The organism is Citricoccus sp. SGAir0253 (assembly GCF_005877055.1).
In the GTDB taxonomy this organism is placed as follows: Bacteria; Actinomycetota; Actinomycetes; order Actinomycetales; family Micrococcaceae; genus Citricoccus.
Window position 1 is genome coordinate 1,492,012 of record NZ_CP039424.1, and the last position, 17,434, is coordinate 1,509,445.

General features: G+C 74.3%; 14 protein-coding genes. 10 read left to right on the forward strand and 4 right to left on the reverse strand.

The genetic code is table 11. The annotated features are described in order from the left end of the window. Nucleotides 1–23: 23 nt before the first annotated feature. From yajC to E7744_RS06665, 4 genes are all read left to right on the forward strand, one after another. Nucleotides 24–605: a preprotein translocase subunit YajC gene (gene yajC / locus E7744_RS06650; protein ID WP_246858584.1), complete on the forward strand. Its 582-nt coding sequence runs from the start codon at nucleotides 24–26 to the stop codon at nucleotides 603–605. 102 nt (nucleotides 606–707) lie between these two features. Further along, nucleotides 708–2,486 (forward strand): protein translocase subunit SecD, encoded by a 1,779-nt coding sequence (gene secD / locus E7744_RS06655; RefSeq protein ID WP_137773441.1) that lies wholly within the window; start codon nucleotides 708–710, stop codon nucleotides 2,484–2,486. Continuing rightward, nucleotides 2,483–3,499 (forward strand): protein translocase subunit SecF, encoded by a 1,017-nt coding sequence (gene secF / locus E7744_RS06660; RefSeq protein WP_137773442.1) that lies wholly within the window; start codon nucleotides 2,483–2,485, stop codon nucleotides 3,497–3,499. Before secD ends, secF begins: the two co-directional genes overlap by 4 nt. Nucleotides 3,500–3,892: 393 nt before the next feature. Then, nucleotides 3,893–6,097, forward strand: coding sequence for a bifunctional (p)ppGpp synthetase/guanosine-3',5'-bis(diphosphate) 3'-pyrophosphohydrolase (locus E7744_RS06665; RefSeq protein ID WP_137774902.1), 2,205 nt, complete (start codon nucleotides 3,893–3,895; stop codon nucleotides 6,095–6,097). Between the two features lie 20 nt (nucleotides 6,098–6,117). On the opposite strand, the gene E7744_RS06670 is transcribed toward E7744_RS06665, so the two are convergent. Beyond that, on the reverse strand, nucleotides 6,118–6,783 hold the full coding sequence (locus E7744_RS06670; RefSeq protein ID WP_137773443.1) for a hypothetical protein: 666 nt from the start codon (nucleotides 6,781–6,783) through the stop codon (nucleotides 6,118–6,120). Nucleotides 6,784–6,876: 93 nt separating this feature from the next. Further along, a complete protein-coding gene (locus tag E7744_RS06675) occupies nucleotides 6,877–8,613 on the reverse strand; it encodes a DUF349 domain-containing protein (RefSeq protein WP_246858585.1) in 1,737 nt (578 codons plus the stop codon). 134 nt (nucleotides 8,614–8,747) lie between these two features. Here E7744_RS06675 and hisS point away from each other — a divergent pair, with 134 nt between their 5' ends. Next, nucleotides 8,748–10,103: a histidine--tRNA ligase gene (gene hisS, locus E7744_RS06680; protein WP_137773444.1), complete on the forward strand. Its 1,356-nt coding sequence runs from the start codon at nucleotides 8,748–8,750 to the stop codon at nucleotides 10,101–10,103. Here the strand turns inward: hisS and E7744_RS06685 are convergent. Then, nucleotides 10,090–11,409 (reverse strand): APC family permease, encoded by a 1,320-nt coding sequence (locus E7744_RS06685; RefSeq protein WP_305764214.1) that lies wholly within the window; start codon nucleotides 11,407–11,409, stop codon nucleotides 10,090–10,092. The two genes, hisS and E7744_RS06685, sit on opposite strands and share 14 nt — an antisense overlap. 226 nt (nucleotides 11,410–11,635) lie before the next feature. Between E7744_RS06685 and aspS the strand changes: the two genes are divergently transcribed. Both aspS and E7744_RS06695 read left to right on the forward strand, forming a co-directional pair. Next, the gene (aspS, locus tag E7744_RS06690; RefSeq protein WP_137773445.1) at nucleotides 11,636–13,501 is read left to right on the forward strand and encodes an aspartate--tRNA ligase; all 1,866 of its coding nucleotides are present in this window, start codon (nucleotides 11,636–11,638) and stop codon (nucleotides 13,499–13,501) included. Continuing rightward, nucleotides 13,494–13,751: a hypothetical protein gene (locus tag E7744_RS06695; RefSeq protein ID WP_137773446.1), complete on the forward strand. Its 258-nt coding sequence runs from the start codon at nucleotides 13,494–13,496 to the stop codon at nucleotides 13,749–13,751. The genes aspS and E7744_RS06695 overlap by 8 nt, the downstream gene beginning before the upstream one ends. A 12-nt stretch (nucleotides 13,752–13,763) precedes the next feature. On the opposite strand, the gene dtd is transcribed toward E7744_RS06695, so the two are convergent. Further along, the gene (gene dtd / locus E7744_RS06700; protein ID WP_137773447.1) at nucleotides 13,764–14,216 is read right to left on the reverse strand and encodes a D-aminoacyl-tRNA deacylase; all 453 of its coding nucleotides are present in this window, start codon (nucleotides 14,214–14,216) and stop codon (nucleotides 13,764–13,766) included. 92 nt (nucleotides 14,217–14,308) lie between these two features. Between dtd and E7744_RS06705 the strand changes: the two genes are divergently transcribed. The 3 genes from E7744_RS06705 (at nucleotide 14,309) to rpsD (ending at nucleotide 17,345) form a co-directional block, all read left to right on the forward strand. Further along, the gene (locus E7744_RS06705; protein WP_246858586.1) at nucleotides 14,309–15,811 is read left to right on the forward strand and encodes a replication-associated recombination protein A; all 1,503 of its coding nucleotides are present in this window, start codon (nucleotides 14,309–14,311) and stop codon (nucleotides 15,809–15,811) included. Between the two features lie 100 nt (nucleotides 15,812–15,911). Next, on the forward strand, nucleotides 15,912–16,424 hold the full coding sequence (locus E7744_RS06710) for a general stress protein (RefSeq protein WP_137773448.1): 513 nt from the start codon (nucleotides 15,912–15,914) through the stop codon (nucleotides 16,422–16,424). Between the two features lie 294 nt (nucleotides 16,425–16,718). Continuing rightward, the gene (gene rpsD / locus E7744_RS06715; RefSeq protein WP_137773449.1) at nucleotides 16,719–17,345 is read left to right on the forward strand and encodes a 30S ribosomal protein S4; all 627 of its coding nucleotides are present in this window, start codon (nucleotides 16,719–16,721) and stop codon (nucleotides 17,343–17,345) included. Nucleotides 17,346–17,434 lie beyond the last annotated feature (89 nt).

Genomic DNA, 17,434 nt, shown 5'->3' on the forward strand with positions numbered 1-17,434 from the left:
ACCCCGGAATGTGGTGCCCCGAAGTGACCCAGTTGACTGCCCTGCCCGCCGCCGCGATCGTCGCCCAGGGAGCCCCGGCCAGCCCGGCGCTCCCGTTCGACCCCTTCCTGCTCATCATGCTGGTCGTCTTCGGCTTCCTGATCTTCAGCATGTTCCGCCGGAGCAAGAAGGCCCAGCAGCAGCAGCAGGAGCTGCGCAGCACGCTCGCCCCGGGCGTGGAGGTCATGACCACGATGGGCCTGTTCGGCACCATCGTCTCGGTGGACCGCGAGGAGAACAAGGCCGTCATCGAGCTGTCCCCGGGCACCACGGCCACCGTCCACCTGCAGGCGATCGGCAAGGCCATCGACCCGGCCGCCGGCGCCGCTGCCGCCGGGACCGGCTCCACCGCGGCCCCGGCCACCGGTGACGCGCTCGGCGAGACCGTCCCGGACTCCCCGGCCGGCCTGGAGGACCTCTCCCGTCCCGGCGATGCCCGCGCCCACGACGCCGGCGCCCCCGACCCGCGTGCCCAGGACCTCCGCGGCCAAGACCCCCGCGGCCCCGAGGGCCCGCAGGACGGCCCGGAGGGCCCGCGTCCCGAGGGAGACCGGCCCACCGCCTGACCGCCCGCTGCCGGCCGGCGGGTCCTCCCGCCCGGCCGGCGCGCGCCCGGCCGGCCGCCGTCGCCCGTCCCACCCATCGTGAACCGAAAGCCATAGCCTCCCATGTCAGACAAGACTCCCCGAGGACGTGCCCGGCGCACCCTCTGGTGGCTCACCGCCCTGGTCGCCCTCCTCGCGGCGATCCTCGGCGTCGGCATCGCCACCGGCCAGGCGCACTGGGCCCCCAAGCTTGCCCTCGACCTGGAGGGCGGCACCCAGATGGTGCTCGCCCCGGAGGTCTCCGGCGACCAGCAGGTCACCCCGGACCAGCTCGACCAGGCCGTGGAGATCATCCGCCAGCGCGTGGACGGCTCCGGGGTGGCGGAGGCGGAGATCGCCACCCAGGGCGGCCGCAACGTCGTGGTGTCCCTGCCCGGCGTCCCCGACCCCGCGACGCGCGACCTCATCCAGGCCTCGGCGAACATGGAGTTCCGGCCGGTCATCACGGCCGGGCCGTACGAGGCGGTCCCGAAGGACCAGCGCACCCCGACGAAGGACTTCCCGAAGCCCACGGCCGAACCCGAGAACGGCTCCGACCCCAACTGGATCACCCCCCAGCTGGCGGCCGAGTTCGAGGCCTACGACTGCGCGGCCCAGGCACGGGAGCAGGACCGGGAGGACCTGCCCGCCGACAAGCCGGCCATCGCCTGCCAGCCCGGCGACGAGGAGACCGGCCAGCCGGGTGTGAAGTACATCCTCGGCCCGGTGGAGGTGCAGGGCACGGACATCGCCGGCGCCGACTACGGCCTGGTCAACACCGCCACCGGCGTCTCCACCAACCAGTGGGCCGTCAACCTCACCTTCAACGGCCAGGGCTCGGACGCCTTCCGCGAGGTCACGCAGCGGCTCACCCCGTTCCCGGAGGGGGACCCGCGCAAGCAGTTCGCCATCGTCCTGGACGGCACCGTGGTCTCGGCGCCGCAGTCCAACGCCGTCATCACCGACGGCCGGGCGCAGATCACCGGCAACTTCTCCGAGCAGTCGGCGGCGGCGCTGGCCGAGCAGCTCAAGTACGGCGCCCTGCCGATCAGCTTCTCGATCGAGTCCGAGCAGCAGATCTCCGCGACCCTCGGTGCCGACCAGCTGCGCCTGGGCCTCGTCGCCGGCCTCATCGGCCTGGGCCTGGTGGCCGTCTACTCGTTCTTCCAGTACCGCCTGCTGGGCCTCGTCACCATCGCCTCGCTCGTGGTGGCGGGCGCGCTGACCTACCTGGCGATCGTGCTGCTGGGCTGGTCGGACAACTACCGGCTCTCCCTGGCCGGCATCGCCGGCCTGATCGTGGCCATCGGCCTGACCGCGGACTCGTTCATCGTCTACTTCGAGCGCATCAAGGACGAGCTGCGCCACGGCCGCACGCTGCCCGAGGCCGTGGAGTACGGCTGGGCCCGCGCCAAGCGCACCGTGACCGCCTCGAAGGCGGTCAACCTGCTGGCCGCCGTCGTGCTGTACTTCGTGGCGGTCGGCAACGTGCGCGGCTTCGCGTTCACGCTGGGGCTCACGGCGATCGCCGACCTCGTGGTGGTGTTCCTCTTCACCCATCCGGTGATGCAGCTGCTCGCCCACACCCGGTTCTTCGGCGGCGGCCACCGGCTCTCCGGGCTGGACCCGTCCCTGCTCGGCCGCGAACCCCTGTACCAGGGCGCCGGGCGGATCCGGGAGTTCCGGCCGGCCGCAGCCCGGACCGCCGCGGCCCCGGCGCCGCGCCGGGCGCAGCGCTCGGCCAAGGAGGCCGCCCGCCGCCAGACCATCGCCGAGCGACGGCGCGCCGAGCGGCTGGCCGCCGTGGGCACCCCCACGGACCCCGGGACGCCCCCGGCCGACACCACGGAGGAGCAGAAGTGAGCGCACTGGCCACCTGGGGCAACGAGCTCTACACCGGCAAGAGGTCCTACCCGTTCACCCAGAAGTGGCGGACCTGGTTCACCGTGGCCGCGGTGCTCCTGGTCGCCGTGGTCGGGCTGACGCTGGCCCGTGGCGGGTTCAACCTCGGCATCGAGTTCCGCGGGGGCTCGGAGTTCACCGTGTCCTCGGTCGGCTCCACCGAGACCGCCCCGGGCGAGGAGGCGGTGGCGCAAGCGGTGCCCGACGCCGAGGCGACCGTCACGAACATCGCCCCCGGCACCATGCGGGTCCAGACGGACCGCCTCACGGACGACCAGACCCTCGCGGTGGCCCAGAACCTGCAGGGCGCGTACGGCGTGGGCCAAGACTCGGTGACCTCCACCTTCGTCGGCCCCACGTGGGGCGCGGACGTCTCCCAGCAGGCACTGATCGGGCTCGTGGTGTTCATCGTCCTCGTGGCCCTGCTGATGGCGCTGTACTTCCGCACGTGGAAGATGTCCCTGGCGGCGGTGATCGGGCTGGCCTACGTGGTCGCCGTCACCGCCGGGATCTACGGGGCCACGGGGTTCGAGGTCACCCCGAGCGCGATCATCGGCTTCCTGACGATCCTCAGCTACGCGCTGTACGACACGGTGGTGGTCTTCGACAAGATCCGGGAGAACACCGAGCACAACCTGGAGGAGACCACGCGCACGTTCGGTGAGAACGTGAACCTGGCCATCAACCAGACGCTCGTGCGCTCGATCAACACCTCGGTGGTCGCGATCCTGCCCGTGGGCTCCATCCTGTTCATCGGCGCGCTGCTCCTGGGCGCCGGCACACTGCGGGACATCTCGCTGGCCATCTTCGTGGGCATCATCGTGGGCACGCTGGCCACGATCTTCATCCAGGCCCCGCTCTACGCCCTGCTGCGCCGGGGCGAGGACCGGATCCGCGCCAACGACGCCCGGGTCCTGGCCCGGCGCGGCGCGGGCGAGGGGACGCCCGAGGGGACCGAGACCGTCCCGGCATGACGGGCACGTTCTAGACTGGAGCATCCCCGGCAGGGGACTGGACACCGGTGCGGTGCCGGCGCCGCGAGGCGCGGCCCCGCGGGAAGGATGGCAACTGTGGGTGCAGACTCCACGCGACCGCGTCCGCCGGGGCGCGACGCCGGGACGGCGACGTCCGGGCCGCGGCCCACGTCGGCGTCCTACACGTCCGCGACGCCGACGTCCCAGCCGGCCGACGTGTCCCCGGCCGAGCTCGAGACGCGCCCTGCCGGCGGCGGGACCCCGGCCTCCCCGGCGCCCGCCGTGCCCGCGCCGCCGTCGTCCCCCGCGGGCCTGCCCGCCCCGGCCGCCCCCGCCCCGGGGACGATCGTCTCCCGGCGCCCGCGCAGCCGCCTCGCCCGGCTGACCGGCCGGATGGCCAACGACTACTCGCCGATCCTCGAACCGCTGATCCGCACCCTGAAGGTCCGCAACCCCAAGGAGGACCTGGACCTGATCATCCGCGCCTTCGAGGTGGCGGAGAAGTGCCACGCCGGCCAGCGGCGCAAGAGCGGGGACCCCTACATCACCCACCCCGTGGCCGTGGCCACGATCCTGGCCGAGCTCGGCATGACCGGCACGACCCTGGCCGGGGCCCTGCTGCACGACACGGTGGAGGACACGAGCTACTCCCTCGAGCAGCTGCGGCGCGACTTCGGCGACGAGGTGGCCCGCCTGGTGGACGGCGTCACCAAGCTGGACAAGGTCAAGTTCGGCGACGCGGCCCAGGCCGAGACCGTGCGCAAGATGGTGCTGGCCATGGCCGACGACGTGCGCGTGCTGGTCATCAAGCTCGCCGACCGGCTGCACAACGCCCGCACGTGGCGGTACGTGGCGCCCGAGTCGAGCGCGCGCAAGGCCAAGGAGACGCTGGAGATCTACGCCCCGCTGGCCCACCGGCTCGGCATGAACACCATCAAGTGGGAGCTGGAGGACCTGTCCTTCGCCGCGCTCTACCCGAAGGTGTACGCCGAGATCGTCCGGCTGGTGGGGGAGCGGACCCCCGAGCGGGAGAAGAACCTCGCCGCCCTGCGCAGCCAGATCGAGCGGGACCTGCGGGACGCGCGGATCCGCGCCACCGTCACCGGCCGGCCCAAGCACTTCTACTCGATCTACCAGAAGATGATCGTGCGCGGGAAGGACTTCGACGAGATCCACGACCTGATGGGCGTGCGCGTGCTCGTGGACTCGGTGCGGGACTGCTACGGCGCCCTCGGGGTGCTGCACTCGAAGTGGAGCCCGCTGCCGGGCCGCTTCAAGGACTACATCGCGATGCCCAAGCTCAACATGTATCAGTCCCTGCACACCACGGTGATCGGCCCGGGCGGCAAGCCGGTGGAGATCCAGCTGCGCACCCACGAGATGCACCGCCGCGCGGAGTACGGCGTGGCCGCGCACTGGAAGTACAAGGACCAGTCCGCCGCGGGCGCGGCGGGCGCGGGGGACCAGACGCCAGCGTGGCTGCGCTCGGTCATGGACTGGCAGAAGGACACGACGGACCCGAACGAGTTCCTCGAGTCCCTGCGGGCGGAGATCGACGCCGCCGAGGTGTTCGTCTTCACCCCCAAGGGCGAGGTCATGGCCCTGCCGGCGGGGTCCACGCCGGTGGACTTCGCCTACGCCGTGCACACCGAGGTGGGCCACCGCACGATCGGGGCGCGCGTCAACGGCAAGCTCGTACCGCTGAACTCCGAGCTGCACCACGGTGACTGGGTGGAGATCTTCACCTCCCGCACCGAGGGGGCCGGCCCCAGCCAGGACTGGCTGGGCTTCGTGCGCAGTCCCCGGGCCCGGAACAAGATCCGGCACTGGTTCTCGAAGGAGCGCCGCGAGGAGTCCATCGAGAAGGGCAAGGAGCAGCTCACCCGCCAGCTGCGCAAGATGAACCTGCCGCTGCACCAGCTCATGGGCGCGGAGTCCCTCGCCGAGGTGGCGGCCGAGCTGAACCTGCCGGACATCTCCGCGCTGTACGCCGCGATCGGGGACAGCAACGTCTCGGTGCAGAACGTCATCGAGCACCTGGAGAAGCGCCACGCCGTCCCGGAGCCCGAGGAATCCCTCGAGACCGCGCCGATCACGCGCATCACGGCCCCCACCCGGCACCCCGACTCGGGCGTCATGGTCCAGGGCTCCGGGGACGTGCTGGCCAAGCTGGCCCGCTGCTGCACGCCCGTCCCGCCGGACGAGATCATCGGGTTCGTCACGCGCGGGTCCGGCGTCTCGGTGCACCGCGCGGACTGCCGCAACATCGACCAGCTGCGCGCCGAGCCGGACCGCATCGTGGACGTGTCCTGGGCGCCCACCCAGTCCTCGGTCTTCCTCGTGGAGATCCAGGTGGAGGCCCTGGACCGCAAGTCCCTGCTCTCGGACGTCACGCGCGTGCTGGCCGAGCACCACGTGAACATCCTCTCGGCCTCGGTGAGCACCTCCCGCAGCCGGGTGGCTACCAGCCGCTTCGTCTTCGAGATGGGCGATCCCAAGTTCCTGAGCCACGTGCTGTCCTCGGTGCGCCGGATCGACGGCGTGTACGACGTCTACCGCACCTCCGGGCGGCAGCGCGAGGACACCGCGGACCGCTGAGCACGCGGGCGGCCCCGGCCTCACCCCGGGCGCCCCGGCCGGTCGAGCAGCACCTCCAGGGCCCGCCGCGCGTCCGCCATCCCGGCCCGCCGGCGCCGGGCCTCGAACCGGTCCCGGAGCCGCTGCGGGTCGCACCGGGGCACCAGCCGGGCCGCGGCCCGCAGCGCCGCCGGCCCCGTGCCGGTGCGCAGCAGGTCCTCCACGGTCCGCGGCACCGTGGTGCAGCACAGGCCGTGGAGGACCACCACGTCCGCCTCGGCCCCCGGGCCGGGCGCGGGGCGGCCGAGGGCGAGGGCGGACTGCTCGAGGCGCAGGGTGACGGCCCCCGGGTGCAGGGGCCGCCGGTGGTACCGCGTGACGGAGGCCTCGAGCACGCCGGGCGCCTCGCCGCCGGCGTGCACCCACGCCGCCGTCAGCCCCATCGCCGCCCACGGCCCCGCCAGCACGGGCCCGGCCAGGCGCCGTACGGCCGCCGCCCGCCAGCGCACCCCCGCGTCCGCCCCCGCACCTGCCTCCCGACCCGTCGGCCGTCCGTCCGGGGCGCGCGGGTACCGGTCGGCGGGGGCGTAGAGGTCGCCGACGACGTGCACGACCAGGCCCGAGCGCTCCATGGCACGCAGCTCGGCGGCCGTGAACGGCATGCCGGGGACGAGGAAGGGCGGGGGCTCGGCCTGCGCGGTGCTCATCGCCCCAGCGTGCCACCACGACCGAGGGCCCGGCGGATGCCGGGCCCTCGGTGTGGATGACTCACCGCCGCCGCTGCGGCGGTGCGGGAGCGCTCAGCGCAGTCCCTGCGCCGACTTCTGCAGCGTCTCGAGCCACATCCGCCGGGCGTCGAGGGCCTCCTGGGCCTTCGCGATCGCGCGGGCGTCGCCCTTGGACTGCGCTCGGGCCAGGTCCTCCTCGAGCTCGGCGACCTTGTCCTCGAGCTGGCTCAGCGCGGAGTTCGTGCGGGCCTTCGTCTCGGGGTTGGTCTTGCGCCAGTGCTCGTCCTCGGCGGACCTCAGGCCCTCCTCGAGACGGCGGAAGGCCGCCTCCATCCGGGAGACGTCCTTGCGCGGCACGCGGCCGGCCTCCTCCCAGCGGCCCCGCAGCTCGTTGAGCGCCCGGCGCGCGGCCTTGACGTCCTTGACGGGCAGCAGCTTCTGGCCCTCGGCGAGGATCTGCTCCTTGACCTTGAGGTTCTCGCCGTACTCGCGGTCGACCTCGTCGTTGGCCGCCTTGCGGGCGTTGAAGAAGACGTCCTGGGCGGCCCGGAACCGGGCCCACAGGGCGTCGTCCTCCTTGCGGGAGGCCCGCGGGGCCGCCTTCCACTCGTCCATCAGGTCCCGGTAGGCCCCGGCGGTCGCGCCCCAGTCCGTGGAGGTGGACAGGGCCTCGGCGCGCGCGATGAGCTTCTCCTTGGCCGCCTTGGCCTGCGCGTTGGTCGAGTCCAGCTGCGAGAAGAACGCGCGGCGGTGCTTGTCCAGGGTGGTGCGGGCCGTGCGGAACCGCTTCCACAGGGCGTCCTCGACGGACTTGCCGAGGCGCGGGCCGGCCTTCTGGGCCGTCTTCCACTCCTCGAACAGCTCGGCCATGCGGGCGCTGGTGTGCTTCCACTGCACCTGGGCCGGGTCCTTGGCGGCCATGGCCTCGGCCTCGGCCACGATCGCCTCGCGCGTGGCGAGCTGCTCGGCCTGCGCCTTCTCCAGGGCGATCCGCTCGGCGACCTTGAGGTCGTCCAGCCGGGTCTGCAGGGCCTCCACGCGGGCGCGCAGCGCCGGCATGTCACCGATCATGCCGCGCTCGGCGATGGTCTGGCGCAGGTGACCCAGGGTCTTCTGGATCTCCCCGGCCGGCGCGCCGGTGGCCACGCGCTGCTCCAGCAGCATCAGCTGCGAGACGACCTCGTCGTACTTGCGCGCGAAGTAGGCGATGGCCTCCTCGGCCGTGCCGTCGGGGAACTGCCCCACGGGGTGCTGCTCCTCGCCGTCGACCAGCGTGACGTGGCCGTCCTCGCTCACCGTGGCGAAGCGCGCGGCCTCCTCCAGCGGGGTGGAGTACGTCGGCGCCGGCAGCGGGGCGGCCGGCGCGGCCGGGCCCTTGGCCGGGCGCGCCGTGGCCGGCTTCGGCACCCCGGACGGCTTGGGCGCCCCCGGGCGGCCGGGTCGCGGTCCCGGGGTGCCCGACGCCGGCCCGGGCGCGGGGGTGCCGTCGGCCGCGGGGGTCTCAGCGGCGTCCGGGGCGGCGTCCGCGCCCTCGGTGCCGGTGGTCCCGGAGCCGGGGACCTCGTCGCCGTCCGGGGCGGGCGTGGCGTCCGCGGACTCGCCGTACGCCTTCACGGAGGCCACGACGGCCTCGGTCTCGGCGTCGGCCGCCGAGGGCCGGGGGGCCGTGGCCTGGTCGGGCTGGTCGTCCTGGGTGGCAGGGACCTCCGGGGCGTGCTCCGGGGCGGACTGCCCCACGGGCTGCGGGGCGGCCTCCTCGGGGGCCTGCGGGGTGGTCTGCTGGTCGTCGGGTTGCTGACTGGTGGTCACCGCTGGAACTCTCTGCTGGTGCCCTGCACCGGCTGGCGGCCGCAGGGATTCGTGGACACGGTCACGTCCAGCGTACCGGCTGGACCTAGAATGGGACGCCGACCCCCTCAACACTCCCTAGCAGAAGGCGGCCCATGTCCCGCAAGGCATCCCTGTCCGGTTTCCACGAATGGCTTCCCGCGGAGCGGATCGTGGAGCAGCACGTCCTGGACACCCTGCGGCGCACCTTCGAGCTGCACGGCTTCTCCTCGATCGAGACGCGGGCCGTGGAGACCCTCGGCCAGCTGCTGCGCAAGGGGGAGATCGACAAGGAGGTCTACGCGGTCTCCCGGCTGCAGGCCGATCCCGGCGACCGCGCCGAGGCGCCCGACGACCCGAACCGGCTGGCGCTGCACTTCGACCTGACGGTGCCGTTCGCCCGCTACGTGGTGGAGAACGCCGGGCACCTGTCCTTCCCGTTCCGCCGCTACCAGATCCAGAAGGTGTGGCGCGGCGAGCGCCCCCAGGAGGGGCGGGCCCGCGAGTTCACGCAGGCGGACATCGACGTGGTGGGCGACGGCTCCCTGCCGTTCCGCTACGACGTGGACGTCGCGCTGGTCATGGCCGAGGCGCTGGGCTCGCTGCCGATCGGCGACTTCACCATCCGGATCAACAACCGGAAGCTCGCCGAGGGCTTCTACCGCGGCCTGGGCCTGGAGGACACCGCCGGGGTGCTGCGCAACATCGACAAGCTCGAGAAGGTCGGGGCCGAGGAGGTCTCCCGGCTGCTGCAGGCCGAGCTCGGGGCCACGCCGGAGCAGGCCGCGCAGGCCCTGGCCCTGGCCGCCATCCGCACCCCGGACACCTCCTTCGTGGAGCAGGTCCGCGCCCTCGGGGTGGACCACGAGCTGCTGGAGGAGGGGCTCGACGAGCTGGCCGCCGTCGTCGGGGAGCTGCACCGCCGCGCCCCGGGCCGCGCCGTGGCGGACCTCTCGATCGCCCGGGGCCTGGACTACTACACGGGCACCGTGTACGAGACGGTGCTGGCCGGCCACGAGCAGCTCGGCTCGATCTGCTCCGGCGGGCGCTACGACGCCCTCGCGGCCAAGGGCAACCGCACGTTCCCCGGCGTCGGGCTGTCGATCGGCGTGACCCGGCTGCTGATGCGCATGTTCTCCCGGCAGATGGCCACGGCCTCCCGCCCGGTGCCGACCGCCGTGTACGTCGCCCTGACCCACGACGACGACTGGTCGGCCGCACAGGACACCGCCGGCGCGCTGCGCTCGCGCGGCATCGCCGCCGAGGTGGCCGTCTCGGCCGAGAAGTTCGGCAAGCAGATCAAGTACGCGGACCGCCGCGGCATCCCGTTCGTCTGGTTCACCCGGACCGACGAGGCGGGCCGCACCGTCCACGAGGTCAAGGACATCCGCTCGGGCGAGCAGGTCGAGGCCGATCCGCAGTGCTGGATGCCGCCGGCCGAGGACCTGCGCCCGCGGGTCATCGGCGCCTGAGCCGGCGCCGGGCGAGCACGAGGGCCCGCCCGGCGATCCCGGCGGCGAAGACGGCGAGCATCGCCAGCACCGAGGCCGGCGGCAGGGTGGCCGCCAGCACCGCGCACGCCGCGGCCCCCGCGAGGTTGAGCCACCGCGGGCCCGGCACCACGCGCTCGGCGAGCGTGGCGGCGGCGAGGTTGGCGACCGCGTAGTACACGAGCACCCCGAAGGACGAGAGTCCCACCACGGTCAGGACGTCCGTGGTGAGCAGCAGCACCACCACGACGCCGGCCGCGGCCAGCTGTGCCACCCACGGCACCGAGGTGCGCGCCGAGATGCGGGCCAGGGGGCGGGGCAGGTCGCCCTCGCGCGCCATCGCCAGCCCGGTGCGGGAGATCCCGGCGACGAGGTTCAGCATCGAGCCCAGGCAGGCCAGGGCGGCGCCGAGCACGGCGATCCACGCCCACGGCGGCCCGAACAGCACCACGACGGCGTCCCGCACGGCGGTCGGCGAGCCGGCCAGCCGGTCCGGGCCGAGCACGGCCAGCAGGGACACGGTGAGCAGGCCGTAGAGCGCGAGCGTGGCCGCCAGCGCGCCGAGGACGGCCCGGGGGATGGTGCGGCGCGGCGAGCGCACCTCCTCGCCCAGCGTGGCGATCCGCGCGTAGCCGGCGAACGCGAAGAACAGCAGGCCGGCGCCCTGCAGGACCCCCAGCGGTCCGGGGCCGGCGCCGGGCAGGACCGCGCCGCCGTCGGGACCGGGGCCCGGGGCGCGCACCCCGGCCAGGCCGGCGACGATCACCACGGCGAGCACGAGCAGCACGGGGACCAGGATCGCGACCGTGGCCTGCACGGTGCGGGTGATCCCGGCGAGGTTCACCGCCGTCACCCCCACGACGGCGGCGATCGCCACCGCCCGGGCGGCCCCGTCCCCGGCGCCGGACGCGACGGGCACGAGGTACAGGGCGAGCGTGTAGGCCATCGCGGCGATCGAGGCGGACTTGCCGGTGACGAAGCCCCAGCCGGCCACGAACCCCGCCCAGGGCCCGAGCTGGCGGCGGCCGTACACGTAGGCCCCGCCCGAGGTGGGGTGCACCGCCGCGAGCTGGGCCGTGGAGGTGGCGTTGAGCCACGCGGTGGCCCCGGCGAGCAGCAGCGCCAGCGGCACGAGGGTCCCGGCGGCCGCGGCCGCCAGGCCGATGGAGGTGAACACGCCGGCCCCGACCATCGAGCCCACGCCGACGACGATCGCCCCGGGCAGCCCGAGGCGCCGGGCGAGGGCCGCGGGCGGCGGCGTCGGGGCGGGGGACGGGGGGACGGTCACGGTGGCTCCTGGGGGACGGGCGGCGAGGACTGCGCCGCGGGGTCGGGTGGGGACGGCCGGTGGGGCGCCGCGCGGGGACGGCGGGCCCCGGCCACCGACTAGACTCGTCCGGGGCCGGTCGGCGCCGAGGCCCCGCCGGGGTCCCGGCCGCGGACGGCTGAAGACCTACCACACCAGAGAACACACCAGATGAACATCCCGGGGACCCGGGACCGGAAGGACCTCCGTGCTGCGCACCCATCAGCTGGGCGAACTGAACTCCTCGCTCATCAGCCAGACCGTCACCGTCACCGGCTGGGTGGCCCGCCGTCGCGACCACGGCGGCGTGGCCTTCGTGGACCTGCGGGACGCGTCCGGGGTCGCCCAGGTCGTGGTGCGGGACGAGGCCGACTTCGACCCGCTGCGCAACGAGTTCGTCCTGCAGGTCACCGGCACCGTGGAGCGCCGGCCCGAGGGCAACGAGAACCCGCACCTGCCCACGGGCGAGGTGGAGCTGATCGCGGACACGGTGACCGTGCTCAACACCGCCGCCCCGCTGCCGTTCCAGGTGGACGAGCACGTGGAGGTCGGCGAGGAGGCCCGGCTGCGCCACCGCTACCTGGACCTGCGCCGCCCCGGCCCGGCCCGCATCATGCGCCTGCGCTCCGAGGTGAACCGCACGGCCCGCGAGCTGCTGCACTCCGAGGGGTTCATCGAGGTCGAGACCCCCACCCTGACCCGCTCGACGCCGGAGGGCGCGCGGGACTTCCTCGTGCCGGCCCGGCTCTCGCCCGGCTCGTGGTACGCCCTGCCGCAGTCCCCGCAGCTGTTCAAGCAGCTCCTGCAGGTCGGCGGCATCGAGAAGTACTTCCAGATCGCCCGCTGCTACCGGGACGAGGACTTCCGCGCGGACCGCCAGCCCGAGTTCACCCAGCTGGACATCGAGGCCTCCTTCGTCGAGCAGGACGACGTCATCGCCCTCGGCGAGCGGATCGTCAAGGCCGTGTGGTCCCTCGTGGGCGTGGACGTGCCCACCCCCATCCGCCGGATGACCTACCGCGAGGCGATGGAGAAGTACGGCTCGGACAAGCCGGACCTGCGCTTCGGCCTGGAGCTGACCGACCTCACCGCGTACTTCGCCGACACCCCCTTCCGCGTCTTCCAGGCGCCGTACGTGGGCGCGGTCGTCATGCCGGGCGGGGCCTCCCAGCCGCGCCGGACGCTGGACGCCTGGCAGGAGTGGGCCAAGCAGCGCGGCGCGAAGGGCCTGGCCTACGTGCTCGTGCAGGAGGACGGCTCGCTCACCGGCCCGGTGTCCAAGAACATCTCGGACGAGGAGAAGGCCGGGCTGGCCGCGGCCACCGGCGCGAACCCGGGGGACTGCGTGTTCTTCGCCGCGGGCGATCCCAAGGCCTCCCGCGCCCTGCTCGGTGCCGCCCGCGTGGAGATCGGCCACCGGGTGGGCCTGGTGCGGGACGCCGGCCCGGACCTGCCCGCGGCCGAGGCCGACTGGAGCTTCGTGTGGGTCGTGGACGCCCCCATGTTCGAGCCCGCCGCGGACGCGGAGGCCTCCGGGGACGTGGCCGTCGGCTCGGGCGCGTGGACCGCCGTGCACCACGCCTTCACCTCCCCGCGCCCGGAGTACCTGGACACCTTCGACACCGACCCGGAGAACGCGCTGTCCTACGCCTACGACATCGTGGTCAACGGCAACGAGGTCGGCGGCGGCTCCATCCGCATCCACCAGCGCGAGGTCCAGGAGCGGGTGTTCCGGCTGATGGGCCTGGACCGCGAGTCGGCACAGTCCAAGTTCGGGTTCCTGCTGGAGGGCTTCAAGTACGGCGCCCCGCCGCACGGCGGCATCGCCTTCGGCTGGGACCGCATCGTGGCCCTGCTCGCGGGCACGGACTCCATCCGCGAGGTCATCGCCTTCCCGAAGACGGGCAACGGCTACGACCCGCTCACCGCCGCCCCCGCGCCGATCACCCCGCAGCAGCGCAAGGAGGCCGGGGTGGACGCCAGGCCGGAGCCGAAGGGGGACCACAAGGGCGAGCAGAAGGCCGCGCCGACGGCGGCGCCCGCGGCCGGCCAGGGGTCCGCGGCCGGTGCCTGATCCGGTCCGCAGCCCCGCGCCCGGGCCGCGCGGCCCGGGCGCCGGCCGGCCGCCGACCTGGGCCGGCACGCTCCCGGTGGTCGTGGCGGCCTTCGCCACCCACATGGTCGTCGACCTCGCCACGGACTGGCCGGCACTGGTGCGCTGGGGGCTCGCCCTGGGGGCGGGCCTGGTGGCCGGTGCCATCGGCGTCTCGGCGTGGACGGCCGCGCAGCGCCGCCGCGGGGACGCCGCGGACCGCGGCCGCTGAGCCGCGCCGGGCTCAGCCCCGGCGCGGCGCCGCCAGGTCGTCGGTGTCCACCCACACGGTGAACGGGCCCGAGTTCACGAGCGCGACCTCCATGTGGGCGCCGAAGGCGCCGCGGTGGACCTCCACCCCCTCCGCCGCGAGGCGGTCCGCGAACCGCTCGTAGAGCGGCTCCGCCCGCTCGCCCCGCGCCGCCCGGGACCAGGACGGCCGGCGCCCCCGGCGGACCTCCCCGTACAGGGTGAACTGGCTGACCACGAGCGCCGGGGCGTCCGCGTCCAAGAGCGAGCGCTCGTCCTCGAGCACGCGCAGCTGCGCCACCTTGCGGGCCAGCAGGTCCGCCTCCTCGGCGGTGTCCTCGCCGCACACCCCGAGGAGCACCACGAGCCCGGCCCGGTCCAGCCGGGACACCACCTGCCCGTCGACCGCGACGGAGGCGGACGTGGCACGCTGCAGCAGGGCTCTCATGGTTCCATGGTCGCCCATGGCCGGGCCGGCGCGCCCAGGGCCGGTGGCCGCGCCCCGGCCGGGCGCCGGCGGGCGGTGGCTAGGCTGGAGCGGTGAGTGATCTGTTCAGTGCCCTGGGCGCCGGCGAGCCGGACGAGGCCGGCGACGAGCCCGGCCGCTCCCGTCCCGGCGCCCCCCTGGCGGTGCGGATGCGCCCGCGCACCGTGGACGAGGTGGTCGGCCAGCGCCACCTGCTGCACCCCGGCTCGCCCCTGCGCACGCTCGCCGAGGGCGCGACCGGCGCCGGCCGGGGCGCGGGGCCGTCGTCGCTGATCCTCTACGGCCCGCCCGGCACGGGCAAGACGACCCTCGCCCACGTCATCGCCCGCGGCCCCGGGCGGACCTTCGTGGAGCTGTCCGCCATCAGCTCCGGGGTCAAGGACGTGCGGGCGGTCATGGACCAGGCCCTCACCGACCGCGACCTCTACGGGCGGACCACCGTCCTGTTCCTCGACGAGATCCACCGCTTCAACAAGGCCCAGCAGGACGCGCTGCTGCCGGGCGTGGAGAACCGCTGGGTCGTGCTCGTCGCCGCCACCACCGAGAACCCCTCCTTCTCCGTCGTCGCGCCCCTGCTCTCCCGGTCCCTGGTGCTCACGCTCAAGCCGCTCACGGACGCGGACATCGGCGGGCTGCTGGACCGGGCGGTGGCGGACGAGCGCGGGCTGGGCGGCACCGTCTCGCTCTCGGCCGAGGCGCGCGAGTACCTCGTCCGGATGGCCCAGGGCGACGCGCGGCGCGCCCTGACCACCCTCGAGGCCAGCGCCGGCGTGGCCCTGGACCGGTCCGCCCCCGCGGCGGACGGGGCGGGCGGGGACGGCGTCCCCGAGGTCACCGTGGAGGACGCCGCCCAGGCGATGGACCGCGCGGTGCTGCGCTACGACAAGGCCGGCGACCAGCACTACGACGTCATCAGCGCCTTCATCAAGTCGATCCGCGGCTCGGACGTGGACGCCGCCCTGCACTACCTGGCGCGCATGCTGGAGGCGGGGGAGGACCCGCGGTTCATCGCCCGCCGGCTGATCATCTCGGCCTCCGAGGACATCGGCATGGCCGACCCCACGGCCCTGCAGACGGCGGTGGCCGCGGCCCAGGCCGTGCAGCTCATCGGGATGCCCGAGGGTCGGCTGGTGCTCGCCGAGGCCGTGGTGCACCTGGCCACGGCACCCAAGTCCAACGCCTCGTACACGGCCATCAACGAGGCGGTCGCGGACGTGCGCGCCGGCCGCTCCGGGGAGGTGCCGCCGCACCTGCGGGACGCGCACTATCCCGGGGCCGCGGCGCTCGGCCACGGCCGGGGCTACGTGTACTCCCACGACGCCCCGCACGGCGTGGCCCGCCAGCAGTACGCCCCGGACCCCCTGGTGGGCCGGGACTACTACCGGCCCACGCGCAACGGGGTGGAGCGCACCCTGGGCGACCGCGTCCAGGGGCTGCGCTCGATCATCCGCGGCACCCCGCCGCCCGCGCGCCCCGCCCCCGCGTCCGGGGCCGGGGCTTCGCCGTCCGCGGACACCGCCACGGACGCGGCCGCGGGGGACGCCGGCCGGGACTAGGGTGAGGGTGTCCGTACCCGCCCAGACCGCGGCCGGACCCCGGGGGCGGACCCCACCGGTCCCCACCGCACCCGTGCCGCGGAGATCGGAGACTGCGCCCATGTCCACTCCTGCCCACGACCCCGCCCGCCGCCTCGTGCCGAACACGGCCGAGGTCGACTACCGGATCCTGCGGACCGTCGCCACGTACGACGAGGCCCAGGAGCTGGTCGACCGGCTCTCGGACGGTGGCTTCCCGGTGGAGAAGGCCCGGATCGTCGGCACGGGGCTGCGGTCCGTCGAGCAGGTCACCGGCCGCCTGACCACGGGCCGCGCCGCCGCGCGGGGCGCGCTGAGCGGCCTGTGGTTCGGCCTGATGATCGGCATCCTGTTCCTCCTCCTCGCCCCGAGCGCCGGCTGGGCCACGATCCTGCTGATGACGCTCGGCTTCGGCGCGGTGTGGGGCGCGATCTTCGGGGCGCTCGGCCACGCGGCCACGCGCGGGCGCCGCGACTTCTCCTCCGTGCAGGTCATGGAGGCGGAGTCCTACGACGTCCTCGTGGAGGCCAGCCACGTGGCCCAGGCCGCCCAGGTGGCCGACGGCCGGCCGATGCCGGAGGCCCCGCAGGCATAGCCGCTGCGCGGGGCGGCGCGTCCGGCACGGTGCCCCGCGGCTGGTAGACTGTCCTGCTGTCTGGCAAGCGCCGCCAGTCCCCCCGCACCGCCCCCGGCCCCGCCGGAGGGCCGCGGGGACCCGTTCCCGCCCGGCGGCGCTGCAGCGATGACGGGCAGCGGCATGCCCCTCAGCTCTCCCGGGAACCGACGGGGAGGCCAGGTTCCGGTCCACCCTTGTCACCCCGCGGGTCCTCCCGTGTCGTGCGGGCCGGAGACAAACCAGAACCCTGCCGCCTGACAGGAAAGGACCCTCGTGGCTTCCAACCTCCGTACCCGCCGCACCGTGCGCCACTCGCGCGCGCTCGGCATCGCCCTGACCCCCAAGGCCGAGAAGTACATGGAGCGCCGTCCGTACGGCCCCGGCCAGCACGGCCGTGCCCGTCGCAAGGCCGACTCCGACTACTCGGTGCGCCTCAAGGAGAAGCAGCGCCTGCGCGCGCAGTACAACATCCGCGAGGCGCAGATGCGCCGCTACTTCGAGGAGGCCAAGCGCACCTCCGGCCTGACCGGTGAGAACCTGGTCGAGCTGCTCGAGATGCGCCTGGACGCCCTCGTGCTGCGCGCCGGCTTCGCCCGCACCATCGCGCAGGCCCGCCAGATGGTCGTGCACCGCCACATCATGGTGGACGGCGCCCGCGTGGACCGCCCGTCCTTCCGCGTGAAGGAGGGCCAGCTGATCCACGTGCACTCCCGCTCCGAGAAGATGGTGCCGTTCCAGATCTCCGCCACCGGCGCCCACCAGGAGGTGCTGCCGGCCGTCCCGGGCTACCTGGACGTCGAGATCGAGAAGCTGCAGGCCAAGCTGGTCCGCCGCCCGAAGCGCTCCGAGGTCCCCGTGACCTGCGAGGAGCAGCTCGTGGTGGAGTACTACGCACGCTGATCCCGCCGCGGATCCGCAGTGCCGCGGCCCCCGGGCCGCACGACCGTGAACCCGGCCTCCCGCGTGGAGGCCGGGTTCCGGCGTTAAGG

What these genes read in the sequence shown, in the direction of transcription:
- secD (WP_137773441.1), top strand. Translation starts at nt 708, where the DNA reads ATGTCAGACAAGACTCCCCGAGGACGTGCCCGGCGCACCCTCTGGTGG.
- E7744_RS06665 (WP_137774902.1), top strand. Translation starts at nt 3,893, where the DNA reads ATGGCCAACGACTACTCGCCGATCCTCGAACCGCTGATCCGCACCCTG.
- E7744_RS06670 (WP_137773443.1), bottom strand. Translation starts at nt 6,783, where the DNA reads ATGAGCACCGCGCAGGCCGAGCCCCCGCCCTTCCTCGTCCCCGGCATG.
- hisS (WP_137773444.1), top strand. Translation starts at nt 8,748, where the DNA reads ATGTCCCGCAAGGCATCCCTGTCCGGTTTCCACGAATGGCTTCCCGCG.
- dtd (WP_137773447.1), bottom strand. Translation starts at nt 14,216, where the DNA reads ATGAGAGCCCTGCTGCAGCGTGCCACGTCCGCCTCCGTCGCGGTCGAC.
- E7744_RS06710 (WP_137773448.1), top strand. Translation starts at nt 15,912, where the DNA reads ATGTCCACTCCTGCCCACGACCCCGCCCGCCGCCTCGTGCCGAACACG.